Raw genomic sequence first — 21576 nt, forward strand, 5'->3', positions numbered from 1 at the left:
TGGTCGGTCCGGCTTGTGCCAGCGTGTTCGCCGGGCTATAACAATCGCCGTTTGTGCCCGGTAATTTGGCGGGACCTATCTTGGCTAATAGTCAGAAAGGCATTCATGCGCAAGGTGATTTACTCCGTGATTGTCGGCGGTTATGACGACGTTCGTTCCTTGCCACCATTCCCCGGCTGGGACTTTGTGCTGCTGACGGACAGGAGGTCACCTCTCTGGAAGCGACTGCTACGCCGTTCTCGTTGGCAAGTCAGAGTCTTTGAGAATCCGGGGCTTGATCTGACACGCTATTCACGATTGCCCAAGCTTAAGCCACATCTGTTTTTCCCGGATTATGACTACTCGGTTTATATTGACGGGAATGCGAGGTTTGAACGCGACCCGACTGAACTTCTCGAAGCTTTGAACTGGCCTGACTTTGCGGTATCGGAACATCCGTTCCGCGATAATCTCTACGAGGAATTCAGTGAATGTTCTCGCATGGGGTATGATGCGCCTGATGTCTTCGCCCGGCAGGAAGAAAAGTACCGCACCGCAGGGCTCTCTGATCCTGCACCGCTTTACGAGAACAATCTGATATTGCGCCGCCACAATGAGACCAAGGTCAAAGAACTTGGCGATGCCTGGTTCCAGGAGCTTGATGAGCAAAGTAAGCGAGATCAGCTCTCGCTGCCTTACGTTTGTTGGAGTAAGGGCTTCCGTCCGAGCACTTTTCCGCAGAGCTTGAAAAGAGAGTACTTTCGGACCCGATCGCACCATCGGTCATTTGTTGCGCGTCTTGTTAGGTCGATGCGAAAGCGGCTAGCGAAAATTTGATGGCACTGCAGGCTTGGCTTTTGACAGATTGTCGATAGCAGCCTCTCCCATCGCGTGAATTGCCTCAATGGCCGATCCGCCGAGGTGAGGCGAGCACCAGAAGTTGTTCAAACTCAATAGTGCATTGTTTTTCGGGGGCTCGTTGGAAAATACGTCCAACGCTGCAGCTGCGATTTCACCGGATTCTAGTGCGTTGGCAAGATCAGTTTCAGACACAAGTCCACCACGTGCAGTGTTAACAAGCACCGCCGTTTTCTTCATCAACTCGAACTCTTTTGCACAAACAAAGTCCTTGGTTGAATTGTCATACGGTAAATGAAGGCTGATGACATCGCTTTCTGCAAACAAAGTTTCACGATCAACCATTGTAACCGCATAATCCTTGATGAATGTTCTGTCTTCCACAAGGTCATGGGCTAATATGCGGCAGTTAAATGGATTCAGCAGTTTCACAAGATCTTTGCCAACGTGCCCAAGGCCTGCAATCCCAAAAGTCTTGCCCGTTAGCTGGTTGCCAACATGTTGCCGCCAGCGATCAGCAAGGATTTCGGAGTGGGCATAGGGTAAATGTCTAAGCATCGAGATTGCGAATGCAAGAGCTAGCTCCGAGACCGAGCGGCGGTTTACCCCGCCAGTCCAGCCAAAAAGAACGCCTCGGCGATGAAGTGCGTCCAAATCGATTTTGTCATAACCCACACCGTATTTTGATATGATCTTCAATTCAGGCAGTTTGGAAAGCAGCGCATCGTCAACAGGTTCAAGTGCAATGATCGCCATTTCGTGGCCGGCAAGAAAATCGACTAACTCGTCACCTCTTAAGCTCTCTCCGCTGTCATTGAAGGTGACATTGTCGTAGCGATCAAGCAACTTTGCTCTGAGATAGCTGTCGCTGGAAAATGAGCGGGATGTTACTGCGATTTTTGGTTGCTGTGGCATGGGCTACTTCTTGACATACAGTGCCAGTTCAGGCGATTGGACTGCAAATGCTTTTACAGCACGAGGACGCACATGCAAGACGATATCACGGGAATAACCTCAGAGCAGCTGAAGTCGATGTGGAAATTGGCGGAGGCCGTCGCTCGGGAAGCAGGTAAGCTTTTAAAAGAAGCTGCTGTAAATGGCGATTGGTCAAATGTTGCTATCGAGAGCCGCCGGGATATCAAGCTCGAAGCCGACCAAAGGTCGGAATCTTACATTGTTGAGCAACTAGTTGCGGGCAGTCCGTACGGTATTCTTGGTGAGGAAGGTGGTCGGCAAGGCCCCGTTTTCGATCCTGAGCAAGACATTTACTGGGTTGTTGATCCGCTGGATGGGACAGTCAACTACCTGCAAGCTATTCCGCTTTGCTGTTGTTCTATTGCCTTGATGAGAGGCAAGGAGCCAATTCTTGGGGTGATCTATAACTTCAATAGTGATGAGATGTTTTGTGGTGCTTTTGGCTTAGGCTGTTTGGCAAATGGAATGCCTATGTCCGTGTCGAAAACAGCGCACAAGGAATCAGCTGTATTGATGACTGGCCTACCTGCTGGCAGAAGCTTTGCCGAACAGGATTTGGCTGATTTCGGTTTGGAGTTGGGGAGGTGGCGGAAGGTGCGTATGATTGGGAGTGCGGCTCTATCGTTGGCGTTTGTGGCATCAGGCAGAGCGGATGCCTATTGGGAACAAGGCATCCAACTGTGGGATGTCGCCGCAGGAATAGCGTTGGTTCGCGCCGCAGGTGGTAGGGTGACGTTTGAATCAGGCAAGAATTATGCAAACAACAGACAAGCGTTGGAACACTGGTGCGTGGATGTGGTTGCAACGAATGGTCAATTATCCGACAAGTTGGGCGCATCAAAGGCTAGCAGAACTAAATTTTGGTGTCTGAACTAATCAACGGTTCGGGTTGAAGTGGTTACCTGAATAAGAAGCTCGTGCGTTTCTTCGGCACGGGTACGCCAAGAGTGATGAAGGTCAACGAAGTCGCGTCCCCTTTTCCCCATTTCGATACATTTTTCTCGGGACTTCAATAGCTCCTGTACAGCTTTAAGTATCTGATCGGGACTGCTTTCGTCGACCAATATCCCTGCATTTGCATCGCGAACAACATCTTGCTGGAACGGCATGCGCGTTGCAATAACAGGGACACCGCAAGCTAGACTCTCGAATAGCTTCAGCGGTGCCATTCCTGATGTAGCACGCCCATCAATGTCTTGAGTGCAAACAAATGCAAACCGGCTTCTAGCAACCAGAGAAGGTAAGTCTTTGTATGATAGGCGACCAAGGTAGCGTATCTTTCGCGGATGTTTGTTTGCCATAGCTTCTGCAGCAATTCTGCGTTCGCCATCTCCTGCAATCAAGAGAGGGCAGTTTGTTGGCCATTCCGCGTTGTCAACAGCAGCAAGAAGGTCGTCAATACCTTGCCATGGTGCCATAGTGCCAAAAAACAGACAGAAGTTATCTGGAAGGTTTGTTAGTGGTACGGGACTGTTTGCAGCATGAGGATGAAAATGAACCGTGTTTGCACCGTTAGGGATAACACGTATTGTCTTTTTTTCGGACGTCATGCTTCGGCAAAGTTCGGCCAATCCTTCGGTAACGGCTACAATACCTGCGGCCCACTTCAGTTGTGACCGCATAAGCCAACCGAATAGATGCTTAAACTTTCTCGTAAACGGCCAAGCTATAAATAGATCGTTTATAGGCCCATTAACCTCTATAATAACAGGTATATTCCATATGCGCGCCCATAGCGAAAGCGGGAAAGCAGCAAAATGCCAGCGCATATAAATGATTTCTGGGCGTTTGCGAAAAACAGCTTTCCACAATGCTTTTGCAATCCCACCAAGTCGCGTTATTGGACCCGGCAGTTTACGAGAAGCATAGCGCGGGCTGTAGTAATCAATAGACCATCCGATATCTCGCAGATTGTTGATTATCTCATGAACATGCGTATAGGACGCGTGTCCTTCTCGATCTGGCTCAGGGCTGAAATAAACGAGTTTTGTTGTCATGCATTTCTTGGATGAAGTCACTACGGTTCGATCCGTTCAATCGTCAAGGCGGGACCATTGGTGGTTATTGTTCGTTCGGCTCCGCGTGCAAGGATCATCATTGTTTTTTGGCGGAATGGGAAAAAGCCCTCTCGGTAGGTTTCTGGGTTCATTCCTTGCATTGACAGAACTGGAAAAACTGTTGCACGGAAGGGTTTTCCTTGGTCAATGATGTCATTCCACCTACCATCGTAGAAAACGCCAATATTTGCATCTAAAGTGTACCATTGGCCATTGATTTCAACCTCATTGAACACATGGCCATGTACAACCAAAGATACGATGTTATTTTTCAACCCTGCATGATCAAGTATCAACTTGAGCATTACAGCATAATCGGTACAGCATCCGATTGGCGTTTTCAGATAGAAATCGGAACCGTCTTTCTCAATATTACGAAATCCTGAGCCGAAAGCCTCGTTCTGTATTGCGCAGCCTCCAGGTGCTTCTGGGTGCTTGTTCCCAAATGAGTATAGATTTGCCGTAATATTGAGGGCAAAAAGAATAAACCCTTGCGTTTCGTCTATGTTTGGCCATGACGCTCTCAGGTGTGAGCGGTACTTCTTGTACTGTTGATCGACGTGTTTAAGGTAAGTTTGGTAGCTGTTTAATGCCTGACTGCCTTTTGACGGGCGCGAAAACATATTTTGGTATTCGTCGACAAGAAGTGTTTCGGTCTGAATCGATTGGCTATAGCTGCCAAGCGGAGCTGAGGCAGTCCAATATGGAATAATTAAAATTATTGGAAGAGTAATGCTAAGTGCTGCTGTCCGAATTAGCCGTCCGTCCATTGTAATTAGAAATAAATAATATGATACGAGTGAGAAAGTTAAAATGAGTCCGATCGAGTCAATTAAAGTAATTTTTTTTGGACCTAGAACAGCGCCAGATCCAATGAACTGTAGTATGTCGAAACCGGTTAAACGACCAGTCCATGAAAATACATGAACCGAGGAAAGAGCCCAGCTTCCAATGAATGCAGCTAAAAGGCAGGCGAGAATAAATGTTTTAGAGGTTGTGCTCATGGGGTTTATTCTATCATAAGAAGAGTGTGGTTGAGGTATATTAGGGCAGGTTCGAGTTCAGCTTCTATTCAGGCCCATGAAGCAAATTCGCTTGTACCAGATTATCATAGTCGATATTAAGTCGGAACGTCTTCGGACAATTGATAATTGCGGTCAAAAAGGATGAAATATGAGCTCAGTTGCGTCCCGTTTCGCACTAATAGGTGCTGCCGGCTATATCGCACCGAGACATATGCGAGCAGTCAAGGACACTGGTGGTGATCTTGTCGCGGCCCTAGATCCTAATGACAGCGTAGGCATAATCGACAGCTTCTTTCCGAAAGCAAGATTTTTTACTGAGTTCGAGCGGTTTGACCGGCACATTGACAAGTTGACGAGAGAAAACCGTCAAATTGACTATGTTTCTATATGTTCTCCAAATTATCTTCATGACGCACATTGCCGGTTTGGGCTTCGGGCTGGGGCAAATGTAATTTGTGAAAAGCCATTAGTTCTCAACCCACATAACCTTGATGGTTTGCAATTAATGGAGCAGTCGTCTGGCAAAGCCATCAATTGTATATTGCAGTTGAGATTGCACCCGTCAATCCTCTCTTTAAAAGCGAAAGTAGACGCAGAGCCGGAAAAGGTTCACGAAGTTGATTTGACCTATATTACTTCGCGCGGAGGCTGGTACCACGTATCTTGGAAGGGCGATCAGAGTAAGTCTGGCGGTGTTGCGACCAACATTGGTGTTCATTTTTTTGATATGCTGGGGTTTCTGTTTGGTAAGTGTACTCATTCTGAGGTGCATTTGCGTGACGTAATACGGAATGCGGGTTACCTAGAGTTTGAGAGGGCTCGAGTTCGTTGGTTTTTATCAATTGAGCGCAGTGATCTACCTGCGGAAACTCCTGAAAACCAGAGCACTTGGCGATCTATCACTTTGAACGGGAAAGAGGTCGAGTTCTCTGGCGGTTTTGCCGACTTACATACTGTTTCATATCAAAAAATTCTTGAAGGGAGGGGCTATTCAATTGAAGAAGTGCGACCGTCGATTGAGATAGTTTCTCGAATTCGTGATGTCGAACTTGAACAAAAGCCGGCAGAGGTCCATCCCTTCACCAAGACGCGCTTGCTATGATTCCTACAAATACTAACCGATTTCCCAACGCCTCGGTTCACGAGACAGCCTTTGTGCATGAAAGTTCTTATGTCGATAACGATGTAATCATCGGTGCGGGCACGAAAATCTGGCATTTTAGTCATGTGCTCGGGCATGTGAAGATCGGAAGTAACTGCAATCTCGGTCAAAATGTTGTCGTAGGACCAGATGTTCAGATTGGTGATAACTGTAAAATCCAAAACAATGTAAGCCTATACAAAGGACTGGTTCTGGAAGACAATGTCTTTTGTGGTCCCAGTGCCGTCTTTACCAATGTGAATAATCCACGGGCCAACCTGGAACGCAAAAATGAGTTTCGCCGTACTGTACTACGCAACGGGACGACAATTGGCGCTAATGCGACAATTGTTTGCGGTCATGAACTTGGAGAATGGTGTTTTATCGCGGCTGGTGCAGTCGTTACGCAAGACGTGCCCGCTCATGCTTTAATGATGGGTGTACCAGCTCGCCGAACTGGGTGGATGAGTCGGGCGGGTTATAAGTTGCTTGACGACCTAACTTGCCCAGGGACGGGCGAAACATATGAACTGGTGAATGAGCGTTTGCAGGTCCAAAAGGATTAACTAGTTTTCCGTTTTTGGGTTTTGTGCGCTTAAAGTGTAAAAATTTGTCGATCCATATCTCATCAAACGCGGATACTCTGCCTGCCTGTTTGGTGAGGGTACTTAATCCAAGGATTCAAGTTCTCGAGAACCAAGAGCCTTCATATTATGAATAGTATAACCAGATGCCTGATCGTAGGTGCTAGTGGATTGTTGGGAGCAGCTTTTGCCAAGAACTTGTTTCGAGACAAGGTGCAAGTGGACGGAGTGGTTTTCAATAATCTCGCTCCAGATGTTGTAGCATCGCAGCAACGCCTTGATTTGTCCAAGCCGGTCGATGAGGGAAATCTTGATCTACGGGGCTACGATCTGATTATTTATTGCTCTGCAATCACGAGTATTGAGGTTTGTGAGAAAAATGAAGATCTTGCAGAGATGGTGCATGTATTTAATGCAGAGAAGTTTGCTCTCGCGGCTGCTAGAGCCGGGAGCAAGTTTGTATATATCTCTACGGATCAACTTTGGGACGGTCGTTCATCAAGAATGACTGAGCAGCAATTACCTTGTCCACTAAACGCATATGGAAGAACAAAGAGCGCTGGCGAGCTTGCGGTGCTGGAAGCTTATCAATCAGCTTTGGTTGTGCGCACGAATTTTCTGGCAAGAGGCGAGGCGTGGCAAAAATCTTTCGCTGACTGGGTAATCTCAAGCTTGGAAAGAGGTGAAACAATTACAGGCTATGGCAATGTGATTCATACGCCATTGCACGTTGACTACCTTTACACTGGTTTGGTTGCCCTTCTTCAAGCAAACACTGAAGGCATATTCCATGTGGCTGGCGGTGAAGTAGTTTCCAAGCTTGCTGTTGTGCGTACAATTGCGAAGCATCTGAGAATTGAAAATGGGTGCATACAGGAAGGGCAGTTGATTGCTGATAACCAGCACGTCTTGCGACCGCTGGATATGTCACTTGACACGTCGAAAATCGAGAGGCTTGTTGGCTGGAAAGCGCCAAGTTTGGCCGAAAGTGTTGAGTTATTGTAGGTCGGCGCTGTGTCTTCAAGATGTGTAAACATATGTCTTGTGTGGCTCGAGTTAGTTGCATCATACCGACTGTTTGTTACAGGGGATTAAAGTTTGACTTTGGAATTTGAAGTGCTGGGTCGCAAGATCGGGCTATATCATCCAACTTATTTTATTGCTGATATTGCTGCAAACCACGATGGAGACCTTAAGCGCGCGAAGGAGCTGGTCTATTTGGCTGCTGAAGCAGGTGCCGATGCGGTAAAGTTTCAGCATTTCAAAGCAGATAAGATTGTCAGTGATTATGGCTTCCGCAATTTGGGAAATCAGCAGTCGCATCAAGCGGGCTGGACGAAAAGCGTCTTTGAGGTCTATCAGGATGCATCATTGAACCGAGATTGGACGGGGGAGCTGGTAGAGGCGGCGAAAGATGCAGGTGTTCATTTCTTCTCGACACCCTACGACATCGAGGCGGTTCAAATACTCGAAAGATACAACGTGCCCGCCTATAAAATGGGCTCTGGCGATATCACTTGGCCAGAGATAATCGAAGTAATGGCTGGAACCGGGAAACCGCAATTCGTGGCCACAGGAGCGTCTGATCTTTCAGACGTAGATAGGGTTATGCAGGTTCTGAGTGCTTTTGATGTGCCGATTTGCTTGATGCAGTGCAATACAAATTATACTGGCAGCCTCGAGAATATGCGGCACATCCATCTCAATGTGCTGAAATCCTATGCTACAAGGTATCCAGGAACCGTACTAGGACTCTCTGATCATACGCCAGGACATGCTACTGTTCTTGGTGCAGTTGCTTTAGGTGCGAGGGCTGTGGAGAAACATTTTACTGACAATACGGGTAGAGAAGGCCCAGACCACGTCTTCAGCATGGATCCTGTGACTTGGCGTGACATGGTCGATCGTACTAGAGAGTTGGAGGCTGCTCTCGGTAGCGAGGAAAAATTTGTAGCTGAGAATGAGTCTGAAACTGCGATCTTGCAACGCCGATGCCTGCGTGTCGTCAAAGACATGAAGGCCGGTCACGTGCTGAAAGAGGAGGATCTGACGGCGTTGCGACCTGCTCCGAAAGACGCTGTTCTGCCATATGAGATCGAGTCTGTGGTCGGATTATCTCTAAAGAGGGATTTGCCTGCGGGGGAATATCTGAGAAAGTCAGATGTTGCAGGTTGAAAGAGGTATCTGGGCTGTTCTTCCAGCTTACAATGAAGAAGAGAGTATCACTGCGGTTATTCACGAATTAAAGCGTGCGGGATTTCTTGTTCTGGTCGTTGATGACGGCTCTTTGGATAAAACCAAGGAAATTGCGCTTGCTGCTGGTGCTGATAAATTGTGCTCGCATGAGCGGAATATTGGGTACGAGCACGCAATCCGCACCGGACTTAGTGCTGCAACGGAACTTGAAGGATGTCGATGGTGCATAACCGTTGACGCCGATGGTCAATTCGCGATTGAGGACGTGGTGGCAGTTGCTAGCGCCGCTATTGAAAGAGATGCCGTCGCCGTGGTCGGAATTCGATCATGGATACCTCGACTTTCGGAATCCATTGTTCGTTGCATCGCTGGAAGCGTAACAGGTTTGAAGGATCCCCTTTGCGGTTTGAAGTGCTTCAGGGCCGATTTTATCCGAGAGTATTTTAGAGATGCCGGGCGCGCGTTGAACATGTATCTGGCGGCACGAGCCATTGGTATTTTCCCCGACGATGTTGTTCAGTTGCCCGTTAAACTGCGTCGGAGAAGTTTTGGAAAGTCTGTCTTCTCTCGAAACTTGAGGGGAAGCGGAAAAATTCTTCTTGGTGGTATCAAAGTGTTCTGGTTTGGAATCTTCAGCAAAAGGTTCCCCTGAAAAAATACCCGTTCGCCTAAATTTTGAAGAATGAGCCGCATATTTTCTCCTTGTGCCCAAAATTTAACAAGGGAATATCATTTGCTTCATGGCATATGCTGAGAGCCGGTTTAAGTGCCAATCGGGTAAATAGTTTCAATTTTGTATTTTGAATTCGTCAGCCAGAATATTATGGAACCGGAATGGTAGTTGATAAAAAATGTGCTGATATTTCAGCCTGTGAAAAATCTGATAGCTTTGAAAATCGCCTCAATAGTATTCAGCCGCTATTCTCTGATGTTGTTTTTACCGAATTTGCTGCATGCCCTCGAATTGCCAAAAAATGGGTGGGGGAGGAGGAGGCGCGTTTCCGAATGCGGCAAATCATCGTGGAAAATACAGTAAAAAGAAAATACTTAAAGAAATTTTACCCTCATTTTTTGCACAGAAATTATAAAAAATCCTCGCCAGTTCTTGGATTGCCGAGCGCTTGGCGTAAAAATCTAGTGGGGAAACAGGGATTTAAGGAAGGTTTATTCTCTAAGTTGACTTTTTCCCGTGACGTCTGTTCTATGCTTATAAGCGGCTGTCGTCAGTTTTTGGGATTGATGCTGTACTCGCTTGAAAACAAAAAAAGAAGTTCATGTGCTGACTGGTCTGATATGGAAAATTGTCACGTTGCGTGCAATTTTCCGCTGAGTTCCATTGCTGAGATTGATGAAAAAGTCTCTCTTGACTGCTTCTCGACTTGGTACTGTGACAAATTTCTTGAAAGTGATGAGAAATTAGTTTTTTCAGGAGTGGATCTACCAGAAAATCGATATAATTACATATCAATGAAGTACCCGTTTCCTAGGTTGATAGGGATGCGTAACTTATTAATGTTTCTGTTTAGGTCTTCTTTCGTTATATTTAGTGCGTTTGTTGGTATTATTTGTGGCCGTTCGGGGTCGGCAATATTAAGTCAGGATCTTATTTTTATATCATACCTGAAGTCATTGCCTTCAAGCGCGTTTTCTTCCGAATATTTATTTAACAATGCTGACTGGTTACATAAGCCGCTGTGGACTTTCTATGTTGAGAGGAAAGGGTGCAAAGTAAGTTTACTTTATTACTCGTCGAACTCTCTTCCAATTATATTAAATGGAGTCAGGGATCCATGGTTTGGAGCCGAAATGATGCACTGGAAGCATTTTTTTGTTTGGTCCGATAACCAACGTAACGTAATTAGTCGCCTCAATCCGTTGAATAAGGCAAGTAGCTTTACGAAGGTCCCATATGTACCTTTTATAAAGGAAAGAAATACTCCTTTAGATGAAAGAAAGAATTTCAAGATTGCGGTCTTCGATGTGAAACCTGTCGGAAATGATGCCCTAATCGAAATAGGCGCTTATTCGAGGTTTTACACCGATAAAAACGTGATTAAATTCTACGAAGATATCATTCGATCTGTGTCAGAATTAGATGTGGTTCTTTATTTGAAGCCGAAAAGGTTGGGTAATGGGAAGACGGCTACGTTGTACTATAATTATCTGATGTCTTTAGAGGGTAAGGATAATGTTATCCTTCTCCCGAATGGAACGTCTGCAAGGAGCGTTGCGGAGCACTGCGATGCAACGATTTCAATGCCGTTCACAAGCACGTCACTCATAGCTAGGTATCTCAGAAAGCCTACGGCATTCTATGATCCCACCGGTGATCTGGAACAGGAGGGAAATCAATATGACCGAATAGAGCATATTAATAGCTTTGAATTCCTGAAGGAGTGGGTCAAGACCACAGTCGATGATAAATGTGCAAATTGCAAAGTAGGAACAAACTCGTCGCAGCCAAGTTGACCTCGAGGATGATCTTTCTATCTAATTTTATTTAAGTGTGTATTTTGTTCATTCTATGAAAAATCTGTTTCTTTAAATGCGGATCCAGCAGTTTTTGATGAGGTTAAGGTTCTTCCGAGTACTCTATCCAAGTCATAGATTAGGTCACCGTGATCTGACGTACGGATCATGGTGATGTCCTTTGTGTCAATGGTGCGGCCACCTTCTAGATCTTGTTTCGCGACAACTTGTTTTTTCATCGCTTTTCTGTATACATCCTCACTCTTAGACATCCCAAAATCTTCAGTTTCTAGAGAAAGTCCGACAGCTTTTTCTGTCAATCTCATGTTCTCCACAAAAGCACTGAAGTCATCGGGGTTTAATGCTGCCTCGCAGTCTTCGTCTCGCAAGACCAAGCTGCGTGTAATATGTTTCTCAATAACAGATGCACCTGCTCCAATGGCGGCTGCAGATAACCACAGTCTTGCAGGATCGTCCTCCGGCACATGGTCGGCAAACCCAATGGTAGCGCCTGGGAAGAGATCACCCAAAAGGGCAAGCCTGGAAATCTGATTATCTTTATTTGCTGTTGGGTAACCTTGGAAACCGTGGAGTAGCACAATGTCCTTTCCATCCAATAGCTTCATAGCTTGGCTTATTTCTGACGCGTGTGTGCCGCCGGTTCCAAGTAAAACTCGTTCTGCATTGCTTTTCGCCAATGCCTTGATCAGAGGCAGGTTCAATAGGTCTGTACTATGCAGTTTTATGCCTTTAACACCTAATTTCAAGGCAAGTTCAAGGCTCTTTAGTCCGAAAACATCAAGATAAAGGCTAATCCCTTTTTCAGTGCAGCGGTCTGCAATTTTTTGCCATTCCGCATTGCTCATGTAGAGACTGTCGAATATCTCAAAATGTTTGTAGTCCTGTGTGCAAAGTTCGTCGGCATATACCAACTGGAATTTAATAGCATCCGCGCCTGCTGCTGATGCCATGTCGGTCAACGTCAAGGCGATGTTAAGGTTGTCCCTGTAATAGCCCTGTGCAGCCTCTGCTATGATCTCGACCATTTTCTAACCCTCTTAATGGTTCCATTCCAATTGGAGACACATTGGAAGTAGCTAACCAGTTTCTCGTGGAACCTGGTACACTAACGTAACCGTATATTGTTTCGTTATCTCAGCCCTGCCCGAGTGATATGTTGTGCTGTTAACTCACAAATGTTTGGAATAGGTGCTTGATGTTTAATGTTGTAATCTAACTGCGGTTTCTCGAACCAGTTGCTGTAGAAAGCATCTCCGGTGATTTTGCAAGACCGATCATCGTAAGGAAATTTCTCAATCCAAACACCGGAGTCAAAGTTAAGTGCGATTTCGTAAATTCCCGCAAACGCAGATTCACTGACAACGTAATCCGAAACACAGTCTTGTTTCGTAAGATCTTTGCCTGCTAAGTGCGCTGGCGGGTCTATTTTCGCGGCGGCCATAATTGTTGGATAGAGATCAATATTCGGAGAAATTAAACCACTTAGTTCTTTTTCCGGAATCCCCACTCCTGTCGCCAGAAATGGAACTCTGGTTCTATCTTCGACCAAAGTAGGTTCGTCGACAGCCCTATTTGAGCGGAAGTCCTTCCAAGGCGTTCCATGATCGGATGTTAGAATCACAGTTGCTGTGTTCTTACAGGTTTGTTCAAGGAAGTGGAATAGGTAACCGAGCATACGATCAAGCTCGTGCAGTCTTAGCAGTAGAAGTTGTCTACCTTGTTCGCAGGCTCCTTGTTGTCCCTTCATCGCTGAAAGATTCCAAGCTAATCTATTTCCGCGCCTCATTAACTGCAGAGATTGGGGTAGCGGTCCGTAGTCCCACGCCGGATGAGGGTCCTGAAACTGGAGATAACTAAAGGTTTTGTGGTGTCTATTTGCAGAAATAAAGCCCACTAGTTCATTGATCCATTCTGAAGGCGAGTAGTCTAGTTCTGACCGGCCTTCCTCTGCCCAATGATAAATGAAACGATCAAAGCCGCGATGACATCCGAAAGCTGGGTTTATTCTACTCGCCGCCGACATGCATATCGTCTTGTAATCGGCGGATTTCATCGTTTCAGCAAGTAACTTCACATCATCGCGATGGTATATGTTGTCTCTTGGATGGAACATTTTGTGCTCTGACGCCTTTAGCCCCGAGAACATACTGGCTATAGTTGGGAGGGTCCATTCTGCTGAAGAGTAACCGTTGTAGCTATGAAGGCCTTTTTTGAAGTATTGAGAGATATTTGGAGTAATTTCTGATCCATCCTCAAGGCACAAGTTCTTATCGAAGACCCACGAGGGCAGTCCATCCAAAGTCAGACATACTATGTGGTGGGGAGCAGGCGCGTTATCGCACCAATTTGCCGAAACTGTACTTATAACAGTGCTCCGAGGCCTTGTTATGAAAACAGAATCGCTGCTATTTATCGCTATATTACGACAGTCTTGGCTGCATTTAACACGGACATCAATCCAGCGACCGGGGGCGTATCCCCAACTAGGCTTCCTCAGCCCCGTGACTTCTATTTCCTCGATATCTGTTTTAACGATAAGTCTTGCGGCATTATTAGTAGTATCGCATACGATTGAAAAGTCGATTGCAGAACCGCCAGACGTAATGGCCACAGGAAAGTTGTATTCTCCATATATTCTAGCTGCAGTGCGAGTGTCATCTCGCCGCGTTATCGTCATGCTTGAAAGGCCAACTGAAGTAAAATATTGGCCATCATCCGAAGACGGATTAACCGGCTCCCCCATCCAGAATTTTTGTAGCTTTGGTAGTTTTTTTTCTCTGCGCAGCAATTTGGTTACATAGGGAGGTAATAGCCAGTTTTCAGCAAATTTTGATACAAAGTGCCTCATGATCCTTGTCTCAACTTTTATCCAGCGAGTGGATAGCGATAGTTTTTAATACAGGATGAATAACAAAAAACGTCTGGGCATCCTTGTCACTTTGAGTAGTGGTTTCAAATTCGTTCTTGTCGACGTAAGTTTGGATAACGTTGCGCAGTAGTGTTGCGCGAACCCAAGGATCATATATACGGTCGAGATCAACACTCCCGGCTTTAGGTGCTACAAATGTTTGCGATCCAATTACCGGGCCTTCATCAATATTGGCATCCAGAAGAAGGGCAGATGCTCCCACAAAACCTTGCTCTAGGAGTGAGTAGTATATGGTCGTGCTACCCCGATGTGTGGGTAGTAGACCTGGGTGGATGTGCAAGAAACGTTTCCCCGTTTCGAAAATAGGGCTCTTGAGTATCCCTCCCGGAGGGCCGGAGAAGATAAAGGTCGATTGATTTGCTTTCCGAATCGCGGCTGCAGTCTCAGCACTGTTTAGCTCCGAAGAAGCTATGTCGATAACAGGCAGTCCATGTTTGGTAGCATATGAGCGCGCAGGCGTTGCGGCGTCAAACCATTCACTTTTGGGAGAGCTATGAGGTCCTGCAAGGTCCAAAAAAAAGAATGCAGACGGGAGAAATTCGCTATCGACTAGTAAGCTAAGATAAGCTCTGGAGCGCAGTGAATCTACGCCGAAAAACGCTATGTCTTTAAGAATTTTCATCGTGTTCCAATTGCAATCCCTTAGAGCGGGATAGCTCTTCAACTAACCGAATTTCAGTTTCGATACTTTTGGCGAGGCAGTGCCGAGCCAATGGTTTCATCTCTAAGTATGTTGTGGATACTATTAAATCGTTGAGCTTAATGACAGTGTTCAGTTCCTTTAGGTATCGCGGCCCCGAGGTCATTGCACTTAACAAGTACGAGAAATAAGCATAAGCCTCAATTTTGGCATTGTCTCTATGGAGTAATTGCCATTGCTTTCCGTATGAGGTGCGCAACCGTTTCGAGACTTCAAATTTCTTCTGAAGTATTTGCAGTTTTTTTTGGGTTTGTGGTGAAATAATTTTTGTATTCAGATGTTCAATGCAATTTTTTTCTAGAAATTTTAATGTATCAATAGAGTAACTTCCATCATCGGATGTGGTGATTTTTGCGGGAGCATATTTTACTTCTTTCGGGCTATACTGTGCATTTAGGAAGTTTAGCTTCTTAAAAGAAATCTTTCGGGAAAGCAGATATCTTTCTAAAAATTCCAAATTCTGGATTTTTGAATAGTGATAATGCTCAGGATCCCCTTCGTATAAATCGGTGCGAGTATAATCATATTGCATTTTGGGATTCCATAATCAACTTGTTAACGTTGTTGGCAAAAGAATTCCAATCAGTAATAGGTTTATTGTTATCAATTTTCAAATCTGGATTACTGGGCCGAGGGAACGGAATATCAAAGCCGACAACATTTGGGATTTTACCCGCAGCTGCTCCAGAATAGAGTCCCTTTTGGTCGCGTTTCATTAGAAGGTCCATGTTAACGTCGACAAAAATCTCGAAGTATGCGGAATAGTTTTGCCTATTCCATTTTAAGTGCTCTGGGAAAATAGATAAAACACATGCTATGACATCAATACCTTGCCGGTCTAAGTATTTACAAAGGTTCACGATGCGCTGACCATTCGTTCTTCGACTTTCAATATCATGACCAAGGTCGTTGCTGAGAACATCTCTGACCATGTCGCCATCCAGAAATACAGTTGCTGGGTTCTGTATCTTACGGATTTTATACAATGCCTTTCCAATGGTGGTTTTACCGGATCCTGCCATTCCTACGAGCCAAATAATCATTTTCTTTTTCCTAGTAGTCCCTGTTTTGGCTTCTACCGATGAATACCATTACGTTGGCAAAATGATAGGGGAAAAGCTTATACCACAATTTATACATTAAACGCCGAACGCATTTAATTGATAGCCTTCGGAGCGGCGACTAGAGTAAATTTCTTGATTGGTAAATGTTTTTTCATCGGTTCCAGATTCCGACCATCTTCGATCCCAGTATTCGGCATTGTTTTCAAAGCGATATACTTTTTTCATTTCGATTCCGTGAATGTTTAGTCAAGCGTCCCCGCTTGATCAAGTCTTCTGCCAAGTTCAGGTCAGATATTGAGTCGATTTCTACCCAGCCCCCATGAACCGGCACTGCCTTCACCATTTTACCTTGTTTGATTATCATCTGAAGCAAATCAGTCATATAAATTGAATTGAACTTCTCTTGAAGCCCATCCTTAAGGGCTTTGTCCCTCTGTTGCTCATAGGTGCGGACAAGAGTTTCAACGCCAACCTCATCAAATGAAAGCAAACCTATATATTGCCCTTCAATTTCCGAGATGCTTCTTGCTTTTTGCCCGATTTCCGAGACGATTCCCCCTGGCCCAAAACGGAAGCTCTCAGCATCGTCAAGCGGATCTGTAAACCGTTTGTTCCAGTAGCTAAGCCAGTCCAAGTCGGTGACAACCTTGATCTCGCCTTTGGCTTCGATCAGTTTTCGGAAAACTGTATCCTCACAAATGATGTCACCGTAGCAAAGGGTGAAGCCATTTCCGAAATGAGATGAAGCCATAAAAAGTGACTCGACCATGTTCGTTTTATCGAACTGCTCGTTGATAACCAAGGTGCATTCGTACTTCTCAAGTAACTCATGCTTGTATCCACCGACCAAAATGATCTTTTCAAATCCGGCTCTTTTTGCGGCTTCCAAAGTCCATTCAAGGATTGGCTTGCCAGCAACGGGGACAAGGCATTTGGGGAGATTATCCGTTATTGGGCGCAATCTCGTGCCCATTCCGGCAACAAGTACTACCAAATTCTTGTCTTGAGCCATTGTTCTATCATCCATTTACTTATGGGAGTTTCAATATCTTCTCGTTCCGGATGCCACTGGATTGCGGCAATTTTTTTTGATGGAACGTAGATGCCTTCTACAATGCCCTGATCTGTGACGGCAAATGGTACAATACCCTTGGCCAGATCATCTTGATGCACGCAGTGGTTGTGGAAGCTGTTTACGCGGCTTTCTGAGATACCGGTCTGGTTATCTATCGGTGGCAGAATCGAGACTTTATGAAAATTTCCGACATGGATTGTCTCGGAACAGTGTCGGATCCTTCCACCAAAGTAATGATTTATAACTTGAAGGCCTCTACAAACCCCAAAAATCGGAAAGTCATTCGAAATAGCCCATTCAATAAGCTCCTTCTCAGTTTTCAAGCGAGAAGGTTCATCTAGGTCATCTCCCCCGGTCAAAAGCAACGCAGTGCAGCCGGTTAGTTCTGCATAAAGTTTTGGGTCCCTCGAAACGTTCGGGACTAGCACAGGTAAAACACCTTTTTGTTCTAGATAGAGTGTCCAATCGTGGCTTATGCCGTCTCTTTCCTCCACATATGAAGCGCTATGGGCACTACGCATAGATGTGGCGGCACGGATCAACTGCATCGGACTTTCTCCTGACTGCAGCTAAGTTCTACCGTGTTCGCTGCGCACATTTGTTCAAACAAGTCTTCTCCGCAGCCAATAGCAGCCGGAAGGTCGAATTCTGCTGCACGGATTGACATATGTGAGGCGACCCCACCATATCTTGTGGCTAAACCGGCAATATCGCAGCCGAAAATCCAGTCAAAGCCCGGATCTGCTGCCTCGATCAAAACAATCTTTCCGTTAAGGTCTTGTGGTTTGGTGATTTCGGTTACAACAGCTGTCTCGGCACAAACAGTTTTTCTAGTAATGAAGTTCGGGCGCCAGTCCTCTTTTCGTTGTGAGAAAAGGTCAGAAGGTGAAGTTATTAGATCAGGAAGTTTTACAAGCCCGGAGAGCTTCCACAGCTTTGCATTTTGCCCACTGGTTCTACGCAAATGACTCGCAAATTCTCCATAAGTGCTCTCGGTTGTGAGGCGAAGGATTTCACCAATAGGGATATGGGACATTTGTTCTTTTGTCATGCCGAAACGGTTGCCGATCATTCCTACTAGATCGAAGATTACACTGACTGATTTCATGAATTCGAATTTCAATTGCTCTCTTCCGGAGATAGAAAATCGAATGAACTGAACCAATTGATCGATATTAACGTTAAGGCTATCGCATAGAGGCTGCAAAGCTTCGGACTTTGATTTGAGGAGCTCCTCGAATGAGGCAGCGGAGTGCTCCGTGGTTACATTTTTTGTTGAATGAGCGGCTTCAAAATATTCCGGCGCATCCCGATAGTTGGGAGACAATATGTTGTATGACTGCGGACGAAGGTGACCATATTTCTCAACAAGATAACTTCTTTCGTGGTCACCATTCACCCAAGCCTTCACGTCCTTTGAAAACTCGCCGGAGACGGTGGGAATTGAATGCAAGATTGAGTCGTAATCCGCGTTGTTCAATATGCCGGTTTTCAACAAAGATTTAAGAATCGCCATAGAAACAAATGCGTATCTTGCCATTATCGAAAATGGTTCGGTCCCGAATGTTTTACACCGCTCAATGATATTCGCAGTGAAGCGAGCCAACGTGGTGGCTGACGCGCTGTTTAGAGAGCTCGGGATATGTGTCACAAGTTCCGCTGGCATCTGCAAAAGGTTTTGGGCTGACAGTTCTCGTCCAGAAATCATGTTGCCTGTTAACGAAGCCAGTTCCGAAACAAACGCTTTTGCTTCAGTTTCGCTTAACCCAGCCTCTGTAAATGGAGCAAGAGAGAAATGGTATTCGGGGAGCCAGCAAGTCGCCGTAACATCGAATTCAACTTTGTCGTGAAGTGGGGGATCGTTCGCTAGTTTGTCAAGGCAGTGATCAATCCACTTTTCTGCTATTACATTATCCAAGCCATTTGGCAGAAACGAGTTAAGACTTGCCCGTACATCAACATAGGGACGCCCGCAGATGTTTAAGATCAGGGGGCTTGCAGACATATTTTTGTAGTTGATCTTCGCGCGGGCCGTCGCCCAAACTTTGTTTCCAATCAAGTTTTGATACAACGAGATATCCAGAACTCTTGGCTGGCTACCCAGCATTTCAGCCGGGTTCCAGTCCGCCATGTTGCTGTACAGTGTCTTGTGCCCGACCGTGTTAAGAGCAACAGGAGCTAAAGCTGAAACAAACTCACTACCTTGCTCTACCGCTGACAAGACGTCTTGGTCGTTCAGGTTCTCTAATGGTGCTGAAACCGCCATTGGACGAGCTTGAAACAGGTAGCACTCGCCAGAATTATCGAAGCCAAATTCAATATCCAATGCGTCAAGGCGTGTTAGCGCCATCACTTCCCGCGCGGCGTCCAGTATCTTATAGTATTGATTTTCTGCTTCCGATTTCGCTGCGCTATTCCAACTAATGTAATATGTTTCTAGTTGCCCCTCGCTGCCAGATGTGACGACATCACTTTTACCGCTCTTAGAGTCGACATTGAGGACAAAATATGGGGCGCCGTTACGGATATCCCTTGTCAGCAGTACGCCGCAGGCCTTCAGGTTGGAAATATGGAGTTGTACCAGTACCTCATCGCTTGAGCAGACAGATCGACCATCTTTCCTATAGCTTTGTATTACCTCGTCGACGGCGTTCTTGACTGAATCACTTTCTTTCGTGTTGATACCGGCGATCGTTAGGAACTGGCCTGCACCCGAAGTTTGTATTCCGTCCTCGGAAGACGCACTGCTGCGAATTATGATCTCTGCGTCTGGGAAGTGTTTTTTGATTTTTTCAAGCAAAGGTAGCGGATTTTCAAGCCAACCGACTGCCGAGATCCTGACACTTTCTAGCACAACTGCGTTTTTGCAGATGGTCGATAGGTTCTCCAGTGTTTGTGCTTTTCCTTTGAAGACGAGCCCTATAACTGCTTGGCGGTCGGATACCGGTGCAGCCACGTCATTCATATTAATTGGCGGTAACCCGCGTTCCACGAGTCTGTGGCCCAGCGATTTAATGCTGTCCCAAGCCTCAAGTTCAACGTTGTATGCGCGGAACTCTTCCGCTCTTAAAGAAACGATACCAACGGGGGAAATTTTGCCGAAGAGGTTGCAAACGCCAACCCCTCGCTGATTCAGGTTCATTCCAGCGCGCGCAACAATAACCGTAGTGGCGTCAATCAGTAGTAGCTCATCTTCGGGAGAAAACGAGTTGGAGATTTTATCTATTTCGTCACGTTGTTCATGAGGGCTGCAGTATATACAAGTTAAGTATTTGAAGCTGTGTAGTATTTTTTCGATGTGGTAGCTGCCGACATAAGTTACGTCGTCGATGCCGTGTTTTGATAGAGAGTCCAAAATCCACCAAAGAGAAGAATGCTCACCATTGTCTATTGGGCGCGTTGACATCGGGGCGCTATCTCTTGGATCCACACGCCTGTCAATCTCTTTGGAGGCTTCAACAATTATTGCTCTCTTAGTCATTTCGTTAACCTTGGGGACAGACAAAATTTGGACATGTAAATGAAGAGAATTAGAAGCTCATAAAGTTAATGCGTGCCGGAATAATCTTCTACTCAGCAGCCGCGGTGTCGGTTCGGTTCTCATCATTTTTAAAGAGTTGCCAACTCGCTGAATCATGGCAAGGCGTATGCCAACGTTGTTTTACTCATTGAACCATTTGTGCATTAGTGCCAGAACAAACGCTGGAATTCTAGTTCGGAATTGGAAATATACGGTATGACGCGCAAGTTGGTCGCGGTGCTCGCGTGCAGGGCGAATGGCACTCGTTTGTATGGAAAACCAGTCCAACGACTGGAAGGTGATGTAACAATCCTCGAACAGATTGTTCGAACCGTTAGAGAGTTCTCCTTCATAGAAGGAATTGTATTGGCGATTTCTGAAGAACCCGAGAATAGGATGTTTATAGACATCGCTAAGCGTCTCGACTGCCAGTACGTTCTGGGAGATGCAAAAGACGTACTGTCCCGGTTGGTTCTCGGTGGACGGATAGCTGGAGCAACCGATATATTCCGAGTTACTACAGAGTGTCCCTTTATCGAATTTTCCAAATTCGAAGAAGCTTGGCAGCGTCATTGCAGTCTTAACAATGATGTCACAGTCTTGGACCATGTGCCAGAAGGTGCAGGGTTCGAGATTTATACACTAGATATGCTGGAGAGATCACATAGGGAAGGAACAGCGGGAGATCGTAGTGAGTTCTGTTCAAACTATGGGCGTTTTAATCAGTATTTGTTCAAAGTTGACATTTTGAAGCCGTCACCTGGAAGAGAAAGATTGGATTTGCGCTTGACCGTTGACTACCCGGAAGACTTGATTCTGTGCAGGGCTGTTTATCGTGAGTTTTCAGATTTGGCGCCGCTGATTCCGCTTGAACGAATCATTGCTTTCTTGGACACAAGGCCCGATTTGAAAGAGTTGGTCGCAAAGTTTGTCGACAATAAACCCGTTTGGGATGGCCAACCCCAGCGATCTGCTAAGTAATT

19 protein-coding genes and 1 pseudogene are annotated in these 21576 nt (G+C 45.8%); 9 read left to right on the plus strand and 11 right to left on the minus strand.

The genetic code is table 11. The annotated features are described in order from the left end of the window. Positions 1-105: 105 nt before the first annotated feature. Positions 106-816, plus strand: a complete 711-nt coding sequence (locus ACXAIA_RS11895) for a glycosyltransferase domain-containing protein (protein WP_475349514.1) — start codon at positions 106-108, stop codon at positions 814-816. Here the strand turns inward: ACXAIA_RS11895 and ACXAIA_RS11900 are convergent. Continuing rightward, positions 802-1752 carry a phosphoglycerate dehydrogenase gene (locus ACXAIA_RS11900; protein ID WP_475349515.1) on the minus strand — a complete coding sequence of 317 codons (951 nt, stop codon included), beginning with the start codon at positions 1750-1752 and terminating at the stop codon, positions 802-804. The genes ACXAIA_RS11895 and ACXAIA_RS11900 overlap by 15 nt on opposite strands. Positions 1753-1824: 72 nt before the next feature. Between ACXAIA_RS11900 and ACXAIA_RS11905 the strand changes: the two genes are divergently transcribed. Beyond that, positions 1825-2688, plus strand: a complete 864-nt coding sequence (locus ACXAIA_RS11905; protein ID WP_475349516.1) for an inositol monophosphatase family protein — start codon at positions 1825-1827, stop codon at positions 2686-2688. On the opposite strand, the gene ACXAIA_RS11910 is transcribed toward ACXAIA_RS11905, so the two are convergent. Together ACXAIA_RS11910 and ACXAIA_RS11915 are read right to left on the minus strand one after the other, a co-directional pair. Then, positions 2685-3809: a glycosyltransferase family 4 protein gene (locus tag ACXAIA_RS11910; RefSeq protein ID WP_475349517.1), complete on the minus strand. Its 1125-nt coding sequence runs from the start codon at positions 3807-3809 to the stop codon at positions 2685-2687. The two genes, ACXAIA_RS11905 and ACXAIA_RS11910, sit on opposite strands and share 4 nt — an antisense overlap. A 20-nt stretch (positions 3810-3829) precedes the next feature. Further along, positions 3830-4873: a transglutaminase-like domain-containing protein gene (locus tag ACXAIA_RS11915; RefSeq protein ID WP_475349518.1), complete on the minus strand. Its 1044-nt coding sequence runs from the start codon at positions 4871-4873 to the stop codon at positions 3830-3832. A gap of 169 nt (positions 4874-5042) precedes the next feature. On the opposite strand from ACXAIA_RS11915, the gene ACXAIA_RS11920 reads away from it, so the two are divergent. From ACXAIA_RS11920 to ACXAIA_RS11945, 6 genes are all read left to right on the plus strand, one after another. Then, positions 5043-5996 (plus strand): Gfo/Idh/MocA family oxidoreductase, encoded by a 954-nt coding sequence (locus ACXAIA_RS11920; RefSeq protein WP_475349519.1) that lies wholly within the window; start codon positions 5043-5045, stop codon positions 5994-5996. Then, a complete protein-coding gene (locus tag ACXAIA_RS11925; RefSeq protein ID WP_475349520.1) occupies positions 5993-6601 on the plus strand; it encodes an acyltransferase in 609 nt (202 codons plus the stop codon). The genes ACXAIA_RS11920 and ACXAIA_RS11925 overlap by 4 nt, the downstream gene beginning before the upstream one ends. Before the next feature lie 147 nt (positions 6602-6748). Then, positions 6749-7624, plus strand: a complete 876-nt coding sequence (locus ACXAIA_RS11930; protein ID WP_475349521.1) for an SDR family oxidoreductase — start codon at positions 6749-6751, stop codon at positions 7622-7624. A 93-nt stretch (positions 7625-7717) separates the two neighbouring features. Continuing rightward, a complete protein-coding gene (locus ACXAIA_RS11935; protein WP_475349522.1) occupies positions 7718-8794 on the plus strand; it encodes an N-acetylneuraminate synthase family protein in 1077 nt (358 codons plus the stop codon). Continuing rightward, complete coding sequence (locus ACXAIA_RS11940; RefSeq protein ID WP_475349523.1) at positions 8781-9467, plus strand: glycosyltransferase family 2 protein; 687 nt, start codon at positions 8781-8783, stop codon at positions 9465-9467. Before ACXAIA_RS11935 ends, ACXAIA_RS11940 begins: the two co-directional genes overlap by 14 nt. 182 nt (positions 9468-9649) lie before the next feature. Next, positions 9650-11284 carry a polysaccharide biosynthesis PFTS motif protein gene (locus ACXAIA_RS11945; protein ID WP_475349524.1) on the plus strand — a complete coding sequence of 545 codons (1635 nt, stop codon included), beginning with the start codon at positions 9650-9652 and terminating at the stop codon, positions 11282-11284. Positions 11285-11337: 53 nt separating this feature from the next. Here the strand turns inward: ACXAIA_RS11945 and ACXAIA_RS11950 are convergent, their stop codons facing one another. The 8 genes and pseudogenes from ACXAIA_RS11950 to ACXAIA_RS11985 all read right to left on the minus strand — a co-directional run bounded on the left by ACXAIA_RS11950 (position 11338) and on the right by ACXAIA_RS11985 (position 20554). Then, positions 11338-12330 (minus strand): N-acetylneuraminate synthase family protein, encoded by a 993-nt coding sequence (locus ACXAIA_RS11950; RefSeq protein ID WP_475349525.1) that lies wholly within the window; start codon positions 12328-12330, stop codon positions 11338-11340. Between the two features lie 104 nt (positions 12331-12434). Continuing rightward, on the minus strand, positions 12435-14153 hold the full coding sequence (locus ACXAIA_RS11955; RefSeq protein ID WP_475349526.1) for a sulfatase-like hydrolase/transferase: 1719 nt from the start codon (positions 14151-14153) through the stop codon (positions 12435-12437). Between the two features lie 10 nt (positions 14154-14163). Continuing rightward, a complete protein-coding gene (locus tag ACXAIA_RS11960; RefSeq protein ID WP_475349527.1) occupies positions 14164-14856 on the minus strand; it encodes a hypothetical protein in 693 nt (230 codons plus the stop codon). Then, positions 14843-15466, minus strand: coding sequence for a hypothetical protein (locus tag ACXAIA_RS11965; protein ID WP_475349528.1), 624 nt, complete (start codon positions 15464-15466; stop codon positions 14843-14845). The genes ACXAIA_RS11960 and ACXAIA_RS11965 overlap by 14 nt, the downstream gene beginning before the upstream one ends. Then, positions 15456-15980, minus strand: a pseudogene (locus ACXAIA_RS11970) (adenylyl-sulfate kinase); the annotation flags it as partial. The gene ACXAIA_RS11965 and the pseudogene ACXAIA_RS11970, both read right to left, overlap by 11 nt. A gap of 220 nt (positions 15981-16200) precedes the next feature. Then, positions 16201-17010: a phosphocholine cytidylyltransferase family protein gene (locus ACXAIA_RS11975; protein WP_475349529.1), complete on the minus strand. Its 810-nt coding sequence runs from the start codon at positions 17008-17010 to the stop codon at positions 16201-16203. Next, a complete protein-coding gene (locus tag ACXAIA_RS11980) occupies positions 16986-17621 on the minus strand; it encodes a gamma-glutamyl-gamma-aminobutyrate hydrolase family protein (protein ID WP_475349530.1) in 636 nt (211 codons plus the stop codon). Before ACXAIA_RS11980 ends, ACXAIA_RS11975 begins: the two co-directional genes overlap by 25 nt. Next, positions 17612-20554: a PEP-utilizing enzyme gene (locus ACXAIA_RS11985; protein WP_475349531.1), complete on the minus strand. Its 2943-nt coding sequence runs from the start codon at positions 20552-20554 to the stop codon at positions 17612-17614. Before ACXAIA_RS11985 ends, ACXAIA_RS11980 begins: the two co-directional genes overlap by 10 nt. 255 nt (positions 20555-20809) lie before the next feature. Between ACXAIA_RS11985 and ACXAIA_RS11990 the strand changes: the two genes are divergently transcribed. Next, positions 20810-21574 carry a hypothetical protein gene (locus tag ACXAIA_RS11990; RefSeq protein WP_475349532.1) on the plus strand — a complete coding sequence of 255 codons (765 nt, stop codon included), beginning with the start codon at positions 20810-20812 and terminating at the stop codon, positions 21572-21574. Positions 21575-21576 lie beyond the last annotated feature (2 nt).

The sequence above is a fragment of the Thalassospira sp. ABL2_045 genome (assembly GCF_056161285.1).

Coding starts and splice junctions, on each gene's coding strand:
- ACXAIA_RS11895 (WP_475349514.1), top strand. CDS start 106: ATGCGCAAGGTGATTTACTCCGTGATTGTCGGCGGTTATGACGACGTT.
- ACXAIA_RS11900 (WP_475349515.1), bottom strand. CDS start 1,752: ATGCCACAGCAACCAAAAATCGCAGTAACATCCCGCTCATTTTCCAGC.
- ACXAIA_RS11905 (WP_475349516.1), top strand. CDS start 1,825: ATGCAAGACGATATCACGGGAATAACCTCAGAGCAGCTGAAGTCGATG.
- ACXAIA_RS11910 (WP_475349517.1), bottom strand. CDS start 3,809: ATGACAACAAAACTCGTTTATTTCAGCCCTGAGCCAGATCGAGAAGGA.
- ACXAIA_RS11915 (WP_475349518.1), bottom strand. CDS start 4,873: ATGAGCACAACCTCTAAAACATTTATTCTCGCCTGCCTTTTAGCTGCA.
- ACXAIA_RS11920 (WP_475349519.1), top strand. CDS start 5,043: ATGAGCTCAGTTGCGTCCCGTTTCGCACTAATAGGTGCTGCCGGCTAT.
- ACXAIA_RS11925 (WP_475349520.1), top strand. CDS start 5,993: ATGATTCCTACAAATACTAACCGATTTCCCAACGCCTCGGTTCACGAG.
- ACXAIA_RS11930 (WP_475349521.1), top strand. CDS start 6,749: ATGAATAGTATAACCAGATGCCTGATCGTAGGTGCTAGTGGATTGTTG.
- ACXAIA_RS11940 (WP_475349523.1), top strand. CDS start 8,781: ATGTTGCAGGTTGAAAGAGGTATCTGGGCTGTTCTTCCAGCTTACAAT.
- ACXAIA_RS11945 (WP_475349524.1), top strand. CDS start 9,650: ATGGTAGTTGATAAAAAATGTGCTGATATTTCAGCCTGTGAAAAATCT.
- ACXAIA_RS11950 (WP_475349525.1), bottom strand. CDS start 12,330: ATGGTCGAGATCATAGCAGAGGCTGCACAGGGCTATTACAGGGACAAC.
- ACXAIA_RS11955 (WP_475349526.1), bottom strand. CDS start 14,153: ATGAGGCACTTTGTATCAAAATTTGCTGAAAACTGGCTATTACCTCCC.
- ACXAIA_RS11960 (WP_475349527.1), bottom strand. CDS start 14,856: ATGAAAATTCTTAAAGACATAGCGTTTTTCGGCGTAGATTCACTGCGC.
- ACXAIA_RS11965 (WP_475349528.1), bottom strand. CDS start 15,466: ATGCAATATGATTATACTCGCACCGATTTATACGAAGGGGATCCTGAG.
- ACXAIA_RS11975 (WP_475349529.1), bottom strand. CDS start 17,010: ATGGCTCAAGACAAGAATTTGGTAGTACTTGTTGCCGGAATGGGCACG.
- ACXAIA_RS11980 (WP_475349530.1), bottom strand. CDS start 17,621: ATGCAGTTGATCCGTGCCGCCACATCTATGCGTAGTGCCCATAGCGCT.
- ACXAIA_RS11985 (WP_475349531.1), bottom strand. CDS start 20,554: ATGACTAAGAGAGCAATAATTGTTGAAGCCTCCAAAGAGATTGACAGG.
- ACXAIA_RS11990 (WP_475349532.1), top strand. CDS start 20,810: ATGACGCGCAAGTTGGTCGCGGTGCTCGCGTGCAGGGCGAATGGCACT.